Genomic DNA, 19,599 nt, shown 5'->3' with positions numbered 1-19,599 from the left:
TAGGCGGATGGACTGATGAATTCTCGCGAACAAATCCAGGCGGCATGGTTGAAGCAGGTCGAGGCCGCCGCAGAGCGTTACGTTGCGACCGAGACCAAGCGCGAGGACATCGAGCAACTCCGCAAAATGAAGGACAGTCCGGTTGTCGACTCTCCGGAACAGATCAGCGCTCGCGCGCAGCGGCTGGCGACCAGCGGCGAGATGCCGGTCGAGGCCATGATCGAAGCGGGCCGAAGCGAGCCCTCCGACCGGATTACCACCCTCGAGCGGATCATCGGCGCCAGCAACGAACTCCAACCGGCCAACTTCCTGGCCCGCGGCGCTCGCACGGCGGCGACGGTCGCGCGGATCGCACTGCTTCGCAATGGCCGGGAGATACCTATGGGCACCGGGTTTCTGGTTTCGCCCAGACTGCTGCTGACCAACAATCACGTACTTCCCGACCAGGACACCGCCGGACGGGTCGTGGTCGAATTCGGCGCCGAGACGACGATCGACAACGCACCCTGCCTTGCCCTGCGGTTCCGTCTCGACACCGACTTCTTCGTGACCGATGAGCACCTGGACTTCACCCTTGTGGCGGTCCGTCCCGGGACCGAAGGCAGGCCGCCCGGGGAGGTGGTCGGCTGGTGGAACCGCCTGATCATGGATCAGGGAAAGATCGTCATCGGTGAGGCGATGAACATCATCGGCCACCCGATGGGCAGGCTCAAGGAGATCGGGATCCGCAAGAACCAGCTCGACCTGCAGCTCGATCACTTTCTGCACTACTCGACCGACACCGAACCGGGAAATTCCGGCTCCCCGGTTTTCAACGACCAGTGGGAAGTCGTCGCGTTGCACCACTCCGGCGTGCCGCGCACCGACGGGCAGGGACGAATCCTGCGCCGCGACGGGACGGTCTGGGACGAAGGCGACGGTGACGACGCGATTGCCTGGACAGCGAACGAGGGTGTGCGAATCAGCGTGATCCTCAGGCACCTGGCCGGACTACCGCGCTCGGCGCGCCACCAGGAACTCCTCGCCGAACTCGGTCCCGACTCGGGGCTGGCCGCCGGACCATCGGGAACCACCCCCCGGACCGCACCTGCCGAGGATCACACCGAGGTGGTAACCCGAGTTTCGACGCCGCGTGAGAGCACTGGACTGCGCCGCGGCGTCACCGCCCGCGCAGGCGCCTTCGGCGGCATGCGTCACCTGCTGTTCCTGCACGGCCGCAGCCAGCATGGTCGCGATCCCGAGCTGCTGCGCCGGGAGTGGACCGCCGGACTCAACAAAGGCCTCACCCTCGCCGGGGCCGGCCCGCTCGATCCTGCGGATGTGCACTTTCCCTACTACGGTGATCGTTTGGCAGCCCTGCTGCAGCCCCTGGAGGCAGCCACCATCGCGCCCGAAACCATGGCCGTCGACCACGCTCTGGCCATGGCTCCGACCGCACCGCCTGCTCGCCAGCTGTATGAACGGATCTTGGCGGACGCGGCCGCAGATGCCGGTTTGCCGGCCGACGAGGGACAACCGGCGCAGCGCATCGAAGCAGAAGGGCTCGGTTCTCTCGGCAGTGCGATCGTGAGCAAGCTGCAGCGACAGCTCAGCTGGCTCGCTGCCCGCAGTGACCTGGACGATCTCATCATCGCCCAAGTGTTCCGGGACGTAGCCACGTATCTTGCCGACGAGCAGATCCGGCAAGCGGTACTCGACTGTGTGCTGGAGACCGTCCCCGCTTCGGGGCGGCTCACCCTGGTCAGCCACAGCCTCGGCACCGTGGTGGCGATGGATCTGCTCACCCGGCTCCAGCCGCAGCTCGACGTCGCCGTATTCGTCACACTCGGCAGCCCCTTGGGGTTGGACGCGGTCAACGACAAACTCCTGGTTCGAGGGCCGCACCGGCCAGAACGTGTCGGTGACTGGCTCAATGCCTGGTCCGCGGTGGATCCGATCACCATCGGATGCCCACTGCGCCCTGCCTGGAAGGGCCGGCTCCGGGAAATTCCCGTCGACAATCCCAAGGAACGGGCACACAGCATCGCCGAATACCTTGCCCACCCCGCTGTAGCGCAAGCCATCCACAGCGGTATCGCGGCAACGACAACGTGAGATAGCTCAGGTACGGCCGACCCGCGGGGAGGCGTGCGCACCACCCGGCGGATAGGTGTCCGTGACAGTCGACGGGAGGAATCATGACGGGGGAGTCTGATTCCGCGTTCCACGTCCATGTCGGTGGTGCGGTAGCCGGTCAGGTCGTCGTGGGGAATCACAACGTTGTCATCAACGCGGAGAATTCCTCCGTCGTCGTACGTGACGATCCGGCGCCCGCCGTGACGCGGCGGACCCGGCCGGTGAGCGCGGCGCTGCCCAGGGCCGGTGCCGGACTGCTCGGCAGGCGAATGGAATCGGCGCTGCTGATGCAGTGGGTCGCGGAAGGACTGCCGGTCGAGGTGTGCGGCGGGCCCGGAGTCGGCAAGTCCGCGCTGCTGCGGCGGTTCGCCGCCGATCGTGCGGCCGAAGGCCGCGACGTGGTGTTCTTGCACGCCGCCGGGTTGGCGGCGCAGGACGTCATCCAGGAGCTGTTCGAATCCTGTTATGACGCCCCGGGATACCTTCCCGACCTGCGACGGTTGCACCGCCTGATGATGTCCATCCACGCGCTGGTCGTGGTGGACGATTTCGAGGGTTCCGTAGCGGAGTTCTCGACACTCGTCGACGTGCTGCCCGCCAGTGACCTCGTCGTATCGACCAAGCAGCGAGTCGCGTGGGGGCGGGGGCGTTCGCTGGAGTTGCAGGGTTTGGACGAACAGGCGGCCCTCGCACTGATGGCCCGCGAACTCGGCCGCGGATTGGACGAGGACGTGGCGACGGCGCTGCAGTTGTGCCGAGCGGCCAACGGTTATCCGCGCGCGCTACTGCAGGCCGCCGCATGGCTGCGTAGCGGCGGTGCGGCCACGATTCCTGCTGCTCCCGAGGAGCCGCAGCGAGCCCTGGTAGGCGGTCTCGGAGAGCGGTCGCGTCGCGTTCTGACTGTGCTGTGTGCCGTGGCGGGGGCCCACCTGTCGCCTGCGCTATGCCGGGCGATGACTCGCGATGCCGGGAGCCCATCGGCGCTGGAAGAACTGGCTGGTCTGCATTTGGCCGAACGCTCCGGTGCGGGCTACCGGCTGGCCGTAGATCCCCGTACGGTGGCCGGCGAATGGGGGATCCCGCCGCCGAGCGCCGCCGACTACCTCGACCCCCTGCTCGACTGGGCGAACCGGGTGGCCGGACCGAGGGACATCGCGGATGCCGCACCGGTTATCGAGCGTGTGCTGGAGGCCGCGGTCGCACATGGCCGCCAAGCGTCCGCGTGCACCCTGGCGCGGAAAGTCGCGCCCGCGCTCGGCTTGACGCTGCTGTGGGGTGCGTGGGGGACGGTCCTGAAACTCGGCCGAGATGCCGCCTTCGCCAGCGGTTCCGCCGCTGACCTGGCCTACTTCGAGAACGAAGACAGGGTTCGCCGTCAGGCGCTGGCGGCGGCGGCCGGTGCGGTCGTGGCCTCCGGCGCGGCCGGGAAGTTGTTCGGGGGCCGGGTCGCTGCCACGCGCACGGCACGTAAATCCGTTCACGCCACGATGTCTTCGCATCCGGTCGCCACCGGATGGGTCATTGCGCTGGTCGTGGTGGCCGCCATCGCGGGGGTCATGTTCGCCACCGGCCGACCGGCGGAGGTCGGATCGGAAGCGTTTATCACGAGGCTCCCTCCACCGCCGACAGATACGGGTGGAGGGCCGCCCGGAGCGTCCGTACCCGCATCGGGCGGGTCGCGTCCGCTGCCGCCGCCCGGAGGTGATTCCTGTACGCGGTATGCCGACAGCGTCGACTTCGGCGCGGTCGCCGTCGGCGCCGCCACCGATCGTGATGCCTCGTTCCCGTTGCTGGACTGTGACGACGAGTCAGCGGCTTTCCTGGAGGCCGACTCCACATTCAGCGCGCAGCGCGCCTCTTGCCCATTGTCAGGCGGTTCCGGGACCTGTGTGTTCCGAGTGACTTTCAGACCGCAGGCGCCTGGCTCGTACAAAGCGACACTGGTCGTTCCGGACGACAACGGCGGACGGGCGGTGACCATCGCCCTCACCGGCCACACACCGGCGGTTGGTACCAGCGCAAATTCGGAATCACCGACACCGTCGCCGGGCTCGCCACAGCCAATGGTGACCACGGTATCGCCGCCGGGGACTGTGCCGCAGCCGCCACGGACTGTGCCGGAGCCGCCACGGACTGTGCCGGAGCCGCCACGGACTGTGCCGGAGCCGCCGCCGACTGTGCCGCAGCCGCCGCCGACTGTGCCGCAGCCGCCGCCGACTGTGCCGCAGCCGCCACCGACTGTGCCGCAGCCGCCACCGACTGTGCCGCAGCCACCGCCTTGGAGGCCGCCAGACGTCGACTCCGTACCCCCGGTTCCCCTACCGCGCCCGAACCCAGATTATTGAGGAACTCCGATGACCGATAAACCAGGGGATCGCTACAACATTCGCGTGAACGGCGGCGTTTCCGGGCAGTTCACCGTCGGCTCGGATAACACGGTGAGCCGAATCGAGGCCGGACGAGACGCCATCCAGGTGACAGCGGCCGACGTCGCTGCGCTTCGAGGCGAATTCGCCCGTCTGCGTAGCCAACTGCCCCCGGACACCGCCGTCACCGACCAGGCCCGTGATCGCCTCGACGAGTTGGAAGAAGCGGTCACAGCGCCCGAGCCGGATCTGTCGACCATGGAATACGTCCGCAATTGGTTCGTGCGCAACCTCCCGGAACTCGCGGGCGCGGTAACCGGATTGATCGTGCACCCGATCGTGGGGCAGTTGGTCGGAGCTGTCGGCGGCACGCTCGCCGCCGAATTCCAGCGCCGCTTCGGCTTCGACGCCACTTCCCGATGAGAAAAACGCGCAGAAGGAGTACTGAGGATGTCAGCAACATTGGAATCTCTGCACTACCACGTCGCCGATGATCCGGTGACGGGGGAAGGCGTGTCCGCACGCTCACGCGAGTCTTTCCCGGCCGGTGCTGCCGCGCCGGAATTCGAAGCGCCTACTGTGTCTTTCACGAGCAACGAGGCGGCGGCACGATTCTACCTCGATCAAATCCTGCGCAGCGACGGACGCCCTGCCCTGGAATCATTGGTCGAACCCGAACGCGCCGAACGGGTGCCGAGTTTGATTCTCGAGAACGAGCAGGATCTGCGGAGATTGGGCACCCGGCAGGTGCGTTTCGCGCAGACCGCCCGGAGCATCCCCGTTTTCGGAGCAGGCGCTGTGGTCGAACTCAGCGAGTCCCGAGAGCTGGTGAGCGTGAACGCACGGCTCGACGAGGTTTCCGGTGTGGACCCGGTCGAGTCGCTCAGCCGTTCCGAGGCACTGGAGCGGCTGGCGCGGTACACCGGAGTGGCCATTTCCCCCGAGGCGGGCGTGGGCGGAAGGCTCAACTTCTACAAGGACGAGGACACCGGGTCATGGCACCTGGCATGGTTCTTTCCTGAAATTCCCGCGGAACCCCCGGAGCCGACGGATAGCACGGACTTGGATCCCGAGGCAAGCGAGGGCCACGGATTGGGGCCCCGGCCTATCCCGCCGAGCTTCAACTACCTGGTCGACGCACACGACGGCGAAATCCTGTACTACTACAGTGTCGTCCCCATGGCACTCCCGCGGCCGACCCGGTGCAAGGGAACTGACGAGAACGAGGTCGAACAGACCTTCCTCGGAAGGCTGGCATCCCCCGATGCAACCACCTGCCACTTGCACGACCCATTGCGGGAGGTCAGGACCTACGACCTCGAGTTCGCAGACCTCGACAGCAACCCTCCGGTACCTGACCTGCCTGTGGCGGCGGCAAGCAGCGACTTCGGTACGGCACATCGCGCCGCTGTCTCAGCCCACCTGAACGCCTCTCGTGTGCAGGACTTCTACAAGGTCGTTCTGCAGCGGGACGGCATCGATGACCAGGGAATGGACCTCGTGTCGTTGGTGAACGCCACTGCCGCGAGCATGGAGACACCGCCCGGCCTGCTCAATGCCTTCTGGTGGCAGCGCAAAATGTGGTACGGCCAGATCCGGCGGGGTGGTCGGCTGGTCAGCCTTTCCCGCTTTCTCGACATCATCGGCCATGAACTCACCCATGGCGTGATCGAGTCGACGTCGAATCTGGTGTATGCGACGCAATCCGGTGCGTTGAACGAGTCGTTCGCCGACATCGCCGGCATCATCATCAACAACTGGTTCACCGCGCCGGACGGAGAAGACGTTGGAACGTGGAACTGGGAACTCGGCGCCGGTCTGGGCAGAAACGGTGGCCCACTGCGTGACTTCGCGAACCCGACTCGTACGGGACATCCCAAGCATATGAACAATTTCCGCGCGCTCGGCCCTGGTGAGCGTCCCAGTCGCAGCAACGATCAGGGATGGGTTCACGTCAACAGCAACATCCACAACAAGGCGGTGCACAACCTGCTCACTATCTCGAAGAACGGCGAACGGGTGTTCAGCGTGCAAGACGTCGCGGTGCTGACTTATCTGGCGATGGCCCGTTTGACACAGCGTGCGACGTTTGTCGAAGCGCTGCAGTCCATTGTCGATGTCGCTCAAACCTACTTCGGTGGCGACCCCGACAGGAAGGACAGAATAGACGCCATTCGTGAGGCATACCGCCTGGTAGGGATCTCCTCTCCCTGAACCGTGCCCGGTGGGGTGTCCCCTTCCGTGCACATGCCCTGAGCGCATACCCCCTGGGCGTATTGCGATCCGGACCCTTGATCGCGTCAACCTGCGACCACTGGTGTTCCTCGCCGGGCGAAGCGCGCTATCTGTCACCAGGTTTGCAGGCTACTCGTCACTCATCGCCGTCTGGCCGAAGTCCGAACGCGCGCTCACAGCGGCATTATCGTGCGTTCGGATCAGGCGTCGGCGTCGTCCGCGAACGGGCCTGCGTGGGCGATGGTGGGTCCTCACCTTTCCTTAGCCTGGACGGATGGGAGCTGCAGACTTCGGCCGCGAGCCTGATGTGGGGTGGGATTTCGCAGGTCCGGCCAGTGCCGTGCCGCTGGGTGCCGCGATCATCGGTTACCGCGATGCGGGTGGCGCGGGGTTGGATCTTCGGGTTGCCGGGACAGCGGCGATCACCGTGCTGATCGAATTCGGGGATCGCGAGCTGATCGTCGACGATGCTGTCGGGCGGCGGACCCTCGGCGGCTTCGTTGTCGGGCTTCCCGCCGAGGCCATGCGCGTCCGTGGCGAGCGGGCAGAGTGCATCGAGGTTCGCTTGTCGCCGATACAGGCGTATTCGCTGTTGGGTGTTTCCCCAACTGATTTGGGCCGGGGTGTGGTCGGTCTGGAGGACCTGTGGGGATGGCGGGCTCGGCGACTGCGTGAGCAACTCGCGTCCACCCGGACCTGGGACGAGCGTTTCGCAGTGACCAAATCGTTTCTGGCGCAATGCGAAAGGCCGATGCGGACAACTGACCCGGAGGTGCTTGCCAGCTGGAATCGCATACTCACCTCCCATGGCCAGGTGAAGATCGGTGAGCTCGCCGAATCCCTCGGATGGAGTCATAAGCGGCTGTGGGCGCGGTTCGAGTCCCAGATCGGCCTGACACCCAAGCGGGCGGCGATGCTGGTTCGGTTCCGGTACGCGGTCGACGGTCTGCTGGCGGGGCGGCCCGCTGCCGACGTCGCGGTGGACTGTGGGTACACCGATCAGGCTCATCTGTGCCGAGACGTGTCGATATTCGCCGACCGCACGCCGGGGGCACTGAGGGCGCACTATCTGCCCACCATCGCCCGGCACCGGTACCGGGCTTGGGGAAGATTCTTCCAATACCGGGCGGGAGCGGTCGGTTGATAGTGGTGGCGTGACCAACACATTCGATCCCGAGAAGCTACAGACCGCCCTGGAGACCGTCCATCGCGCGGGCATGCCCGGAGTTTTCGCCGAGGTGCGTGACGACGACCAAGTCTGGCGTGGCGCCGCCGGAGTCGCCGATGTCGCTACCGGCCGCCCCGTCACGGCCGATATGCGACACCGCGTCGGCAGCATCACCAAGACGTTCACCGCTGCCGCTGTGCTGCGGCTGGTCGACGATGGCGAAATTGAGCTCGACACACCAATCGGCCACTACCTGCCACGGCTGGTTCCCGGCGAACGAGGTGCGGCGATCACGGTTCGGATGTTGATCAACCACACCAGCGGCCTCGCCGAATACCTCCCGCATGCCTACCCGTCACTCGCGGCCTTTCCGGCCTTGGCGAAAACGACAACGGAGAGCCTGGATGACAAGCGGTTCACCCGGTTTCACGCGACCGAGCTGATCGAGATGGGGGTCTCAGCGCCTGCTGCCGGGACCTCGGGTGGCACGCCAGGGGTGTACTCGAACACCAATTACCTGCTCATGTGCCAACTCCTGGAGTCGGTAACCGGTACCTCGGCAGAGAAATGCATCACCCGCGACATCATCGAGCGCGCCGGGCTGCGGGACACCGAGCTCCCGGCCGGACCGTATGTCCACGGACCGCACTCACTGCACTACGAGGCGTGGTTCGGCATGATCGACCCGCCGCGCGACTACAGCGTCTATGACATGTCGTGGGTGGGGCCGTCGGCTTCGCTGATATCGACTGTCGCGGACCTGAACCGCTTCTTCGGCCTGCTGCTGGCCGGCGAGATCATCAGCAGATCGTCGCTGGCGCAGATGCAACGTACCGTTCCGGTCATCTCCTTCGAGGGAAAGACACTCGACTACGGCCTCGGCCTGCAGAAGATGACGGTGCCCGGTCACGGCACCTACTGGGGCCATGAGGGTTCCGTCTGGGGCGGCGGAGCGATGTCCATGACCAGTGCTGACGGCCAACGGCAAATGTCCATCGCTGTGAACCTGCAGCGATGGAACCAACTCGATTCCTCGGGGAAGCCACAGCCCCACCCCATCGACAACGCACTTCGGGCTCTCACCCAACTGGCGCTGTGTGGTTGATACACCAGCTGGCCGGACAGCCTGCCGGCATCACAAAACGTCCTGACTTCGGCATGTGCGAGCGTTCGAGTTCGGTTGGGTGTGGGGCAGCTGTACGCGCGGTAGATCGACTCGGCCTCCGCGTTCTCCGCCTGGCTCGAAGTCGCCGAGCCCACGGGGCTGGAGGTCGATCCGGTGGTCGCGGCAGCGTGGCGATACGCGCGGGCCAACGGGCCGCTGCGATCGGGGGAGTTACTGGCCTTGGCTCGCTTCACCATCGATGCCAGCACTTATCAGCGGTTGGCGCCGCCACCACCCTTGCCCAGTGGCGTGCCACCGGCGAGATGGTTCGCGGTGAACGGCTCGCCTGGTCCTTCGTCGTCATGCGCGACGACGGCTACTGGGACGGGCACCTCGGCGATATCAATATGCTGCCCATCGACTCTCCACCGGTTGTCGGCGCTCACCGATACGCGCTGTTCGCGCACGACTGGCGCACGCAACCACCGGGCCCGTGGCCGGAGGAGAAGTCCGCCGCCATCTCGGCACTGCCGTGGAGCGGATGAGCGAGCTGCTCTGGCATCACGAGTTGAACGGCCACCGAGGTTGCGGATTCACCAGGAAAGCCAAGGTCCGTGTGCGGGAAACAGTGACGTCCAGAAGTCTTGCAGCGCTTCGGCTGCTGCCGCCGGGTGCTCGACCATCCACCAGTGGCCCGCGTGCGGCATCAGGTAGTGGTTCGCCGCGAGTTGCCGGGCGATCTCGGCTGCCGGTTGGTAGTCATCGTAGGGGTCTTGCAGCGGGGTGATGACGAGTCCTGGCGCGGTGGAGCGCTTCAGGTCGGGCCCCCAGTCGCGGTAGGGATTGGGGGTGGCGGAACGGTAGAGATCGAGGATGGAGTTGCCCATGCGGGTGTCGATATCGGTCGCTTGCCGCACGAATTCCTCGCCGGCGCCGCTGGTCTGCCAGGTTTGGGCCAGCTCGTGCCAGCGGTAGTCCGGGTGCATGATGGCCGCTCCGTCGGCTACCCAACTGCGCAGTGGGACATCGTATTTGGTGACGAGCCGGTAGGTCAGCAGTGCGCCCCAGTCGTGGCCGACCAGGTCGATGGGGCCGGGAATTCGGTGCAGCTCGGCGGCCAGCCAGTCCGCGTATGCGTCCTTGGTGGCGGCGAACGATTCCGGTCGGGCGCTCCCGAAGCCGGGCAGCGACAGTGCCATGCTGTCGCAGTCGAGGTGGGCGCGCAGGCTGTCCCACAGGGCGGCGGTTTCCGGGACGCCATGGACGAAGACGAAAGTCATTCGAGTTCCTCTTTTCGAAAGTGCTGAGCAGCAAGGTTTCGGGGCCTTCTCACGGCAGAGCGCGGAGACGGGCGTAGTCGCGCTCGTAGATGCGGGGCGCCGCCAGACGAAGCACCGCGTTGCGAACAATCGGGGCCATGTTTCTGGTGCTGTCGCGTCGCTTGGTCCTCGCCTGCACCCACCGGGTGCGTGGGAGGCGCCGCAGGCGATACCGTTCCAGGAGTTGCTCGATTTCGCCGTTCCCGCACAGTGATTCGGCCAGAACGAGGGCGTCCTCCGCCGACATCGCCACGCCCTGGGCCATATTGGGTGAACTCGCGTGCCCGGCGTCGCCGATCAGGATGATTCGCCGGGTCCGCCAGGTCGGGTCGGTGACTTCCTCGATGGGGGAGAAGTGGGCCGCGGCGGCGCCCGGCCTCGTGAGCAGATCGCGGACTCGACCGTCGAAATTCGAAAAGTGTTCGGCTAGTGGGGTTTCCGCCTGGGCTCCGGCGGCCGCTATGGACGTCGACAGATCGGCATAGCAGTACAGCCGATCCTTGCCGACCGGCACCGCGAGGAAGGTCGCCCCCCGTCCGAGCCACACGGTCCAGTCATCGATATCCGCTCGATTGCCGGTGACGAACCGCCAGCAGACCTGCCCACCATAGCGGGGCTCGGCGTGCGGATTCACCAGGCGGCGCAGCTCGGAGTGCACCCCGTCGGCGCCGACCACGACGTCGTAGCGGCCGCTGCTCCCGTCGCTGAACTCCACGTTCACACCGGATTCGGACTCGCTGAGCGCATGCACGGTGACGCCGGCGCGGACCGGTACACGCAGGTTCTCCACCAGCGCCGCCCGCAGTCGTTCGTGCGCAATGCCGACCGGCTGCCCGACGCCCTGCCACAAACGGTCTATGTCGATCTCGGCGAGCGTCCGGCCCTGATCGTCCTGAAGGCGCTGGGTGTGAATCGGTACGCCCTCCGTGCTGAGCGCCGACCCGACCCCGAGTTCGGTCAGCGCCCGAACGGCGTTGCCCGGCAAGAAAAGACCAGCCCCGGCCGGGTGCTGCGTCCGTCGCTCGACGATGTCCACCGACAGCCCGTGGCGATCCATCGCGCCGGCGGCAGCCAGCCCGGCGACCCCGGCCCCGACGACGAGAACGGTGAGCGGAATCGGCATGTGGTCTCCTCGTTGTGCCGGTCCAGCTCACTCCGAGCCGGTACGGCACCTACCGTCGCCTCCTCTACAGCTCATTCACCAGTCCAGAAGCTGCTCACTTCGACAATTCCGGGTCAGGCGCTTCGCACGCGCTCACGGTGTCGCAGCCCGACGCCGTGGCGAAGGTCATCGTCGACGCCGCGGGCGCCGTTTTCCGATCACCCTGCCGATGTCGATGCGGTGCCGGGTGCAGGACCACGCGGCACCGCCAGACGTCAGCGCGAATGAGCAGTTTTCGGTCTGGGAACTGAGCGCCATTCCAGCCGAGAGTTGCACCAGACCTGGTCCAAAGAGTCGAAAGGATCCATCATGCGAACCACCAAGGAAGGTCGGCCGATGCACGTGGTAGTGCTCGGCGGCGGGCCAACCGGCCTGACCGCGGCCATGCTGCTGGCCGGTGAAGGTCATCGAGTCACATTGCTGGACAAGGATTCCAGTGGGCCCGGCGCCGATGCCGAGCAGGCCTGGGACCAGTGGCGCCGACCGGGTGTCAATCAGTTCCGGCATCCGCACATCCTGCTGCCCGGCGGGTATCAGGTGCTCTCCCGCGAACTACCCGATGCGGTCACCGAGCTGCGGGCGTTGGGCGCGCGACCACACAATATGCTCGACGGCGCCTTCGATCTGGCCGCGATCGGCGGACGCAAGCCTGGCGACGAACGGTTCGACACCCTCGCCGCCCGCAGGCCCGTCATCGAGCAGGGCCTCGGCAATGCCGCCGCGCGGGCCGGGGTCACCGTTCGCCGAGACACCCCGGTCACCGGATTCCTGACCGAGGCGGTCGCCGCGATCCCGCACATCACCGGCGTGCTGACCGCACAAGGCGAGGAAGTCCACGCCGACCTGGTCATCGATGCCCTGGGTCGCAATTCTCCCGCGAGCAAGATGCTCACCGACATCGGCGCGGCCACCCCGGTATTGGACAAGCACGAGACCGGGTTCTTGGCCTACAGCCGCTACTTCCGCTCGGCCGACGGCTCCTATCCGGAACAGGCAGCGTGGCCGCTGGAGCACCACGACAGTCTGGGGCTGACCACCGTTCCCGGCGATGCGGGAACCTGGGCCCTGGCCCTGTTCGTCTCGGCCAAGGACCGCGCCATGCGGGCTTTGAGCGATCCGGAGGCCTGGCAGCGGGTCGCGGCGCTGTACCCCGGTATGGCGCACTGGGCTTCGCACGGTGAGCCCCTTACCGGGGTGCTGGCCATGTCCGGTATGGAGGCCCGGCATCGGAGTTTCGTCGTCGACGGCAAGCCGGTGGCGACCGGACTGCTCAGCATCGGAGATGCCTGGGCGACAACCAATCCAACCTTCGGGTTCGGCCTCACGATGGGCATGTCACACGGCCTGCTGCTGCGGGACGTGCTGCGCGAGGTCGGCATCGGCGATCAGGAGAAGCTCGCACTCCGGTTCGACGAGATCACCAACGCCACGCTCGGACCCGCCCAACACGCCTCGGCCGCCTGGGATCTGCATCGACTCGCGCAGATCGACCTCGAAATCGACGCCATCCCCTATCAAGACGGCGTCACCTATCGGACCGACGATGAGGACTGGAACCTGCGGCAGGCGCTGGAGGCCGCGAAGCTGTGGGATCCCGACGTACTGCGGGCCTTCGGCGATGTCGGTTCGGGACTGAGCAGCCCCGAGGAAGCGCTCGCGCGACCCGGCGTGCTCGATCGGATCAAGGAACTCGGCAGCGGTGCTGCCGGCTATCCCGAGCCCGGCCCGTCCCGTGCCGAGCTGCTCACCGTGATCGGAGCGAAGTAATGCGTATCGAAACCAATGGCATCGAACTGCAGGTACAGGTCAGCGGGTCGGGCCCGGATGTGCTGCTGGTGCACGGCTATCCGGACACCCACGCTGTGTGGCGCTACCAGGTGCCGGTATTGAACGCCGCCGGCTATCGCACGATCGCGCCTGATCTGCGTGGCTTCGGGTCCTCGGACAAACCCACGGAACTGGCGCAGTACGAGCTCGCCGAGTACGTCGCCGATCTGGTGGGCGTGCTGGACGACCTCGACGTGCAGCGCGCCCACGTCATCGGACACGACTGGGGTGCGTCGCTGTCGGTGCTGCTCGCCGGGCTGCATCCCGAGCGGGTCGACAGCCTCACCACCCTGTCGGTCGGAACTCCGGCGGCGGTAGTGGACGCGGGCCTGCCGCAACGCGAGAAGTCCTGGTACTTCCTGCTGTTCCAGTCCTTGGGCATCGCCGAACGCTGGCTCTCGCAAGACGATTTCGCCAACACCCGGCAATGGCTCGCCAGCCATCCGGACCTGCTCGCGGTCATCGAACGGATGCGTGACCCGCGGGCGCTCAGTACCAGCCTGGGGCTGTACCGCACCGGAGCCGGACCGGAGTTCCTCGTCGACCCGCCCGTCCTTCCACCGGTACTCGCACCGATGATGGGCGTGTGGAGCAGCGACGACGCGTTCCTCACCGAGCAATCGATGCTCGGCAACGAGAAGTACGTCAAAGGTTCGTGGCGATATGAACGTCTCGACGGCATCGGCCACTGGATGCAACTCGAGGCACCGAACCAAGTCAACGAACTGCTACTGGACTTCTTGCCAGAACCGAACCCTGCCTCGGGTGATCAAGCATCGCCGCTGTCGACGTCAGCGACGACGCAGTGATGCGCATGCGAAGTCTGTTCTCCAGCATGCGCTGGCCGCGCCGTCCCCGGCCGTCGTGCCTCCTACAGCCGACGCGCGGCCGCCCACAATGGCGAAGACGCAGGGGTGGTTGCAGATCTTCAGCGGTACCGCCCCGGCCGGCGCGGTACATGTGCAACTCGCTGTGACCAGCGATCCCGATATCGGACAGTACGTTTCAGACGGCGGCGGCCGGTCGCTGTACCGATTCGACAAGGACACCGCGACACCGCCGACGTCTACGTGCGCCGGTCAGTGCGCCACGACGTGGCCGCCACTGACGGTCGCTCGCGGGCAATCAGTATTCGCGGTCGGGGTCGATCCGCAGCTCGTCGGATTCATCGAACGCGGCGACGGCAGTTGCCAAATCACCATCGAAGGCCGGCCCGTCTACTACTTCTCGAAGGACAAACTCCCTGGTGACCTGCTCGGCCAAGGCGTCGGCGGGACGTGGTTCGCGGTCACTCCGAATGGGGGTAAGGCTCTTCCAAAGTAGGGGTGGTTAGGTCGCCAACCTTTCGGCACCGGAAGCCCCTCCGAGAGTGCACCTCCGAATGAAAGCAGCTCACACGATGACGCAAACCATTCCCGGATTCGACTACCACCGGGTCCCCGTGGCCGACGACACTGCTGCGGTAGATGGGCCCTGCGCGGCTTCTCGGCAGGGCCGGTGCGCTCCCTCGGCAGACCCACGCCGGCGCGGCTGCTCGTGGCCGTTTGCGGCAGTGACGACCAACGGCAGTGATGTCGCCCTCGATCAGCTGCGGATCCTCGTGAATGAAGCCAACTCCGGCAGCTTCTTATCGTGATCGGCCGTGGGTGTCGCGGCGTGTGATGCCGTGGCGTTGGAGTGCAGTGCGGATGGTGGTGCGGGCGACGCCGAGGTGGTCACCGACGCGGGCGAGTGATTTGCTGTGTCGGTAGCGGGTGATGGCGTAGTCGATCTCTGCTTTGGTGAGACGGCGTTGTTCGCGGATGGTGGCTCCGCCGGTGTGGAGGACGTCGAGGATGCTGCCTTTGCCGAGGCGGTATTTGGTGGCGAGCTGCTTGGTCGAGGCGCCAGCCTCGAAGCTCTCCAAAACCCTTGGTCTGGTGATCTGGGACAGCAGATCCGCGCGTTGCCAGGACACCAGAATGCTGGGCGGCGCTGAGCGACCGAATAGCGGAAATGCCCTCGAACCGTCAGCCACTATCGGATGGCTTGTACGTGGTCCCGCCCTTCCGGCCCGCAGAACTAACGGCGTTCGCGTAAACGATGCCGGCGGTCGTCAGTGCCGCGACGCCGACAGGAAACGCGAGCCAGCCGATGGTTTGTGCATGGTTCAGGTACTCGGGTGTATCGCTGTTGTACTCGTCCACCCCGAGCAACCGGCCGGCCGGTGACTGCCAGTCGTCGGTATCTCCTCCGTCCGGCACGAACCAGCAGAACATCGTCACACTCAGCAGGAACACCCACAGCAGGATCCTTACACTCACCTGGGCGGCCTTCGTCGCCTTGGCGAAAACACCGTTCGGCGACAGCATTCCGATCGCCATCCGGGCCAGCATGAAATAGCCGATCAGCCAAATCGGCGAACCGAGCATGATCACGAAGGCGAAGATCCAGCCGGGCTCGGCCAGGAACCGCGCGGCCACATCCAGCGCCGGGATCACCAGAATCGCCACCCCTGTCGTCACCGTCAACGCCCTCGCCCCGGTCATCGCCGCGTCCCTTCGACTCTCGGATCATCCTTCCGCTTCCCAGCGTTCGCCATTGCGGCCGATGGAACATGAGTATTCCTACGGGATGGTGCACAGTGCTTCCACAGGGTCTATCTCGCAAACGCTGAGTATGCCCGGGGCGAGGTGTCGGGATTACTCCCGGTCCGTTTCCCCGGACCTCTCGCCGAACCCGCCGAACCGGGCGGCTCCGGCAAGGTCGGCATTCCCGGTAACCGTTTCGGGCCGCGGTCAGCCGAGCCCGGCGGCGTGCTTTGCGGTTTTCTCCAGATTGGCTCGATACTGCTGCCACCAGGTCGGGTCGCAGTTCGCCACCTCCGGTGATTGACCGGCGCCCGGTGGTGGGGGAGGGTGGAGCGATGGCGGGAGGCGAGCTGCGTCACGGGGTCGAACTGTCCAATCTCGATCAGCCGTTGTTCGACGAGGCCGAGGCGAGCAAACGGGATCTGGTGGACTATCTGGAGTTCGCCGGGGAACGGTTGCTCGGGGTGCTGCGCGGACGGCCGCTCTCGGTGGTACGGGTGCGGCCGGGACAGGAGCCGTTCACACAGAAAAACCTCCCGAAGTACACGCCGGAGTGGGTGGCGCGGACGAAGGTCTGGGCGGAGAGTTCGCGGCGGGAGATCACCTACGCGCTCTGTGACGACCTGCGGACCCTGATCTGGTTCGGTAATCAGCGGGCGGTCGAATACCACCCGACCCTGTTCCTCGCGGAATCCGCACCGGTACCCACACATCTTGTGCTCGATCTCGATCCCTCACCGGGACAGACTTTCGCCGACGCCGTGGCAGGTGCCCGGCTGATCCAGGAAGCGCTGACTGCGGAAGGGCTGTCCGGAGCGGTGAAGACGAGCGGTTCCAGGGGATTACATGTGTTCGTGCCGGTGGTGCCGGGGATCGATGTCGAGGACGCGGCCGCGGCGACGCGGGCCGTGGCGGCGCGAGCTGAGCGGATCGATCCGTCGGTCGGCACAACAGCGTTCATCCGGGAAGACCGCCACGGCAAGGTCTTTCTCGACGCCACCCGTGCGGGCGGTGCCACCGTGGCCGCCGCCTACAGTCCGCGTATCCGTCCGGGCGTCACCGTGTCGTTCCCGCTGCGCTGGTCGGACCTCGACGAGGTGACGCCGACTGATTTCACTGTGCGGACCGTGCCGGACCTGCTCGGCGACAACGATCCATGGCAGTCGGAGATGCCTGCCCCGCAGCATCTTCCTCCGGATTTGGTCGAGGAGGGACACACGATTCCAGTGGCCCGGGTTCAGGCCATGCACGAGGGCAAACGACGTGCCAGGGCGCGGCGGAGCGAATGATCGGTGCAGGATCGAGCGTTCCGTCTATGCCGCGGGGTAAGGCGTTTCAGGCTGCCGTCGCCGACGCCCCTGGACCGGTCCGCTGATGGGTCCGGCGATCAATTCGCGGATCGATCCCGCCGCGGGCACAAGGCCACGATCAGTAGCAAAACGCACTGCGGTCACGCTTTGTCTGGAGAAACGAAGTGCTCGATTGCCCGTGGTCTGTGGAGCTCAATGATACCGAGATGATGTCCGGCGAGACGGCGCCGGACCTCTTGGCGGATACCGACCCGTGGGCCGCGGCCATGCCCGACCCGCAACCGCCTCCGGCGGATCTCGTGGCGGAGGGGCACACGATTCCGGTGGCGCGGGTCCAGGCGATGCACGAGGGCAAACGGCGCGCCCGCGACCGCCGCGCGACCTGAGAGGGCTCTTTCCCGTGCTTGCCGCGTCCTCCGCCGTGACGCTGCGGTGACGGCTGGGTGACACCCACTCGCGACAGTGAACGCGACGCAGTGCGGCGTCGAATTGGTCAGTACAAAACGCTGTTCGAGAGCGGAGGCGTCCGATGGCGGACTATCAGGGCCGCGCGCCCGGCGTCTATGTCGAAGAACTTCCCGCGGTCGGTCCGATCCCCGGAGTCGGTACCAGCGTAGCCGCGTTCATCGGGCCCGCGAGCAAGGGCGCGGTCGGTACGCCAGTGAAACTCACCAACTGGACACAGTTCACACAGACCTTCGGCGACTACGTCACCGCACCTCGCCGATACCTCGCGCACGCGGTACGCGGCTTCTTCGAAAACGGTGGTACCTCGGCGTACGTCGTGCGTGTCGGTACCGCGACCAATGCCGCCGTCGATCTACTCGACGACGCCGACAATCCGGTGCTGCGTGTGCAGGCTGCCACCGAAGGCCCTGCGGGCCAGCGCATCACGATCACGACCGGCCCCGCGTCGATAGTGCCGGATACGAAGTTCTTCACTGTGACGCCGAAGCCCGCCGGCGCAGCCGGCAGCACGATCACGCTCGAGAATCCGGACGACGCCCGTGAGTTCACCGCAGGGGATTTCGTGGACTACGAAGGCAAGCGTGCGCTGGTGGCACGGGTGCGAGCCGGGCAGCTCGTCCTGGACTCGGGGCTCCCTACCGGCACGCCCCCGAACGGGTCGGTCCGCATCGCCGACCTCGTGCAGGGGCAGACCAGCTTCCGGCTCACGGCCACTTCCGGTATCGAGCGCGGCAGTCTGCTGCAGCTCACCAAGGACGCCGCGACGAAGGAAACCGTTGTCGTGGACAAGGTTTCGGGCGGCATGGTCACCGTGACGCCGGGGCTGACGAACGCCTACCCGCTGGCGGCCGGCCAGGCCCAGGCCACAATCGCTTCACTCGAGTTCTTTCTCGAGGTGTCCGGCCCCGAGGGCGTCGACAGCTACGACAAGCTCGCGATGGATCCCCGCCACAGCCGCTTCTACGGCCGGATCGTCGACTCGGACGCGGTCACCCTCGCGGCCGCCCCCACGGCCCCGCAGCCGCCGCGCAACCGGCCCGCGAAGGTCACCGGCGTCCCCCTGCGAGGTGGCACCGCCGACGACCCCTCCCGCATCGACCGCACGAAATACACTGCTGCGCTGGACATGTTCGCGACGATCGATGAGATCAGTCTGGTCTGTGTTCCGGACAGCGTCGCCGCCCCGGCAATCCAGGCCGACGTCGTAGCGCACTGCGAGCGGATGAAGGACCGGTTCGCCGTGCTCGACGCCGCGAGCGCCACGCAGGGTGTCCAAGGCGCCGGTGGTGTGCTGGAGCAGCGTCAAGCGGTCCGCTCCGCGTATTCGGCGCTCTACTATCCGTGGATCGCCGTGAGTGCCCCGGACGGCACGGGCACGATCGACATCCCGGCGTCCGGGCACCTCGCGGGCATCTACGCGCGCAGCGACGCCGAGCACGGCGTGCACAAAGCTCCTGCCAACGAACCGATCACCGGTGCCGTCGGCTTGACCCGGGCACTCGATGAAACCACACAGGGCGATCTGAACTCCGTGGGCGTCAACGTCTTACGGATGTTCGGTGGCGGCCGCCCCCTGGTCTGGGGCGCCCGCACGACGTCCGATGACGTCGCGTGGCGCTACCTGAATGTGCGGCGGCTGATGCTGTTCATCGAGGAGTCCATCCAGGAAGGCCTGCGCTGGGCGGTGTTCCAGCCCAACGACCTGTCGTTGCGCAAAAAGCTCGAACGCACCGTCACCGAATTCCTCACCCGGGTCTGGGCGAGTGGTGCCTTGTTCGGCGCCACCGCGTCCGAAGCGTTCTCGGTGAAAGTCGACGACGAGAACAATCCGCCCTCGCTGCGTGAGCTCGGCCAGATCGTGATCGATATCGGCGTCGCACCGGTACGCCCGGCCGAGTTCGTGGTCGTGCGGATCGGGATGTCGGCCGGCGGAAAGCAGATTCAGGAAGGGTGA

16 protein-coding genes and 1 pseudogene are annotated in these 19,599 nt (G+C 66.3%); 13 read left to right on the top strand and 4 right to left on the bottom strand.

Features of this window, described 5'->3' with window-relative positions; translation table 11 throughout:
• The first annotated feature begins 15 nt into the window (after positions 1-15).
• The 7 genes from OHA40_RS01135 (at position 16) to OHA40_RS01105 (ending at position 9,534) form a co-directional block, all read left to right on the top strand.
• Positions 16-2,094, top strand: a complete 2,079-nt coding sequence (locus OHA40_RS01135) for a serine protease (RefSeq protein WP_330231203.1) — start codon at positions 16-18, stop codon at positions 2,092-2,094.
• An 83-nt stretch (positions 2,095-2,177) separates the two neighbouring features.
• Entirely contained in the window at positions 2,178-4,460 is a 2,283-nt protein-coding gene (locus OHA40_RS01130; protein WP_330231202.1) for a hypothetical protein, read from the top strand.
• Positions 4,461-4,469: 9 nt separating this feature from the next.
• Positions 4,470-4,904, top strand: a complete 435-nt coding sequence (locus OHA40_RS01125; protein WP_330231201.1) for a hypothetical protein — start codon at positions 4,470-4,472, stop codon at positions 4,902-4,904.
• Positions 4,905-4,931: 27 nt separating this feature from the next.
• Positions 4,932-6,695 (top strand): M4 family metallopeptidase, encoded by a 1,764-nt coding sequence (locus tag OHA40_RS01120; RefSeq protein WP_330231200.1) that lies wholly within the window; start codon positions 4,932-4,934, stop codon positions 6,693-6,695.
• 295 nt (positions 6,696-6,990) lie between these two features.
• Positions 6,991-7,860, top strand: a complete 870-nt coding sequence (locus OHA40_RS01115; RefSeq protein WP_330231199.1) for a helix-turn-helix domain-containing protein — start codon at positions 6,991-6,993, stop codon at positions 7,858-7,860.
• A 10-nt stretch (positions 7,861-7,870) separates the two neighbouring features.
• On the top strand, positions 7,871-8,989 hold the full coding sequence (locus OHA40_RS01110) for a serine hydrolase domain-containing protein (RefSeq protein ID WP_330231198.1): 1,119 nt from the start codon (positions 7,871-7,873) through the stop codon (positions 8,987-8,989).
• A 323-nt stretch (positions 8,990-9,312) separates the two neighbouring features.
• Positions 9,313-9,534, top strand: coding sequence for a hypothetical protein (locus tag OHA40_RS01105; protein WP_330231197.1), 222 nt, complete (start codon positions 9,313-9,315; stop codon positions 9,532-9,534).
• Between the two features lie 48 nt (positions 9,535-9,582).
• Here the strand turns inward: OHA40_RS01105 and OHA40_RS01100 are convergent, their stop codons facing one another.
• Both OHA40_RS01100 and OHA40_RS01095 read right to left on the bottom strand, forming a co-directional pair.
• Positions 9,583-10,269: an alpha/beta fold hydrolase gene (locus tag OHA40_RS01100; protein WP_330231196.1), complete on the bottom strand. Its 687-nt coding sequence runs from the start codon at positions 10,267-10,269 to the stop codon at positions 9,583-9,585.
• 49 nt (positions 10,270-10,318) lie between these two features.
• Positions 10,319-11,431, bottom strand: a complete 1,113-nt coding sequence (locus tag OHA40_RS01095) for an FAD-dependent monooxygenase (RefSeq protein WP_330231195.1) — start codon at positions 11,429-11,431, stop codon at positions 10,319-10,321.
• Between the two features lie 348 nt (positions 11,432-11,779).
• Between OHA40_RS01095 and OHA40_RS01090 the strand changes: the two genes are divergently transcribed.
• The 3 genes from OHA40_RS01090 (at position 11,780) to OHA40_RS01080 (ending at position 14,620) form a co-directional block, all read left to right on the top strand.
• Entirely contained in the window at positions 11,780-13,237 is a 1,458-nt protein-coding gene (locus OHA40_RS01090) for an FAD-dependent oxidoreductase (RefSeq protein ID WP_330231194.1), read from the top strand.
• Entirely contained in the window at positions 13,237-14,106 is an 870-nt protein-coding gene (locus OHA40_RS01085) for an alpha/beta fold hydrolase (RefSeq protein WP_330231193.1), read from the top strand. The genes OHA40_RS01090 and OHA40_RS01085 overlap by 1 nt, the downstream gene beginning before the upstream one ends.
• Positions 14,107-14,194: 88 nt before the next feature.
• Positions 14,195-14,620 (top strand): hypothetical protein, encoded by a 426-nt coding sequence (locus OHA40_RS01080; protein WP_330231192.1) that lies wholly within the window; start codon positions 14,195-14,197, stop codon positions 14,618-14,620.
• Between the two features lie 304 nt (positions 14,621-14,924).
• Here OHA40_RS01080 and OHA40_RS01075 read toward each other — a convergent pair whose 3' ends face one another.
• Both OHA40_RS01075 and OHA40_RS01070 read right to left on the bottom strand, forming a co-directional pair.
• Positions 14,925-15,254, bottom strand: a complete 330-nt coding sequence (locus OHA40_RS01075) for a hypothetical protein (RefSeq protein WP_330231191.1) — start codon at positions 15,252-15,254, stop codon at positions 14,925-14,927.
• 52 nt (positions 15,255-15,306) lie between these two features.
• Positions 15,307-15,789: a hypothetical protein gene (locus OHA40_RS01070; protein WP_330231190.1), complete on the bottom strand. Its 483-nt coding sequence runs from the start codon at positions 15,787-15,789 to the stop codon at positions 15,307-15,309.
• Between the two features lie 413 nt (positions 15,790-16,202).
• On the opposite strand from OHA40_RS01070, the gene OHA40_RS01065 reads away from it, so the two are divergent.
• From OHA40_RS01065 to OHA40_RS01055, 3 genes and pseudogenes are all read left to right on the top strand, one after another.
• The gene (locus OHA40_RS01065) at positions 16,203-17,156 is read left to right on the top strand and encodes a DNA polymerase domain-containing protein (protein WP_330231189.1); all 954 of its coding nucleotides are present in this window, start codon (positions 16,203-16,205) and stop codon (positions 17,154-17,156) included.
• 242 nt (positions 17,157-17,398) lie between these two features.
• Positions 17,399-17,563 (top strand): annotated as a pseudogene (locus OHA40_RS01060) (ATP-dependent DNA ligase); the annotation flags it as partial.
• Positions 17,564-17,706: 143 nt separating this feature from the next.
• Positions 17,707-19,599, top strand: coding sequence for a phage tail sheath subtilisin-like domain-containing protein (locus OHA40_RS01055; RefSeq protein ID WP_330231188.1), 1,893 nt, complete (start codon positions 17,707-17,709; stop codon positions 19,597-19,599).

It is taken from the genome of Nocardia sp. NBC_00508 (assembly GCF_036346875.1).
GTDB lineage: Bacteria > Actinomycetota > Actinomycetes > Mycobacteriales > Mycobacteriaceae > Nocardia.
This window is presented reverse-complemented; position numbering and strand designations above follow the sequence as displayed.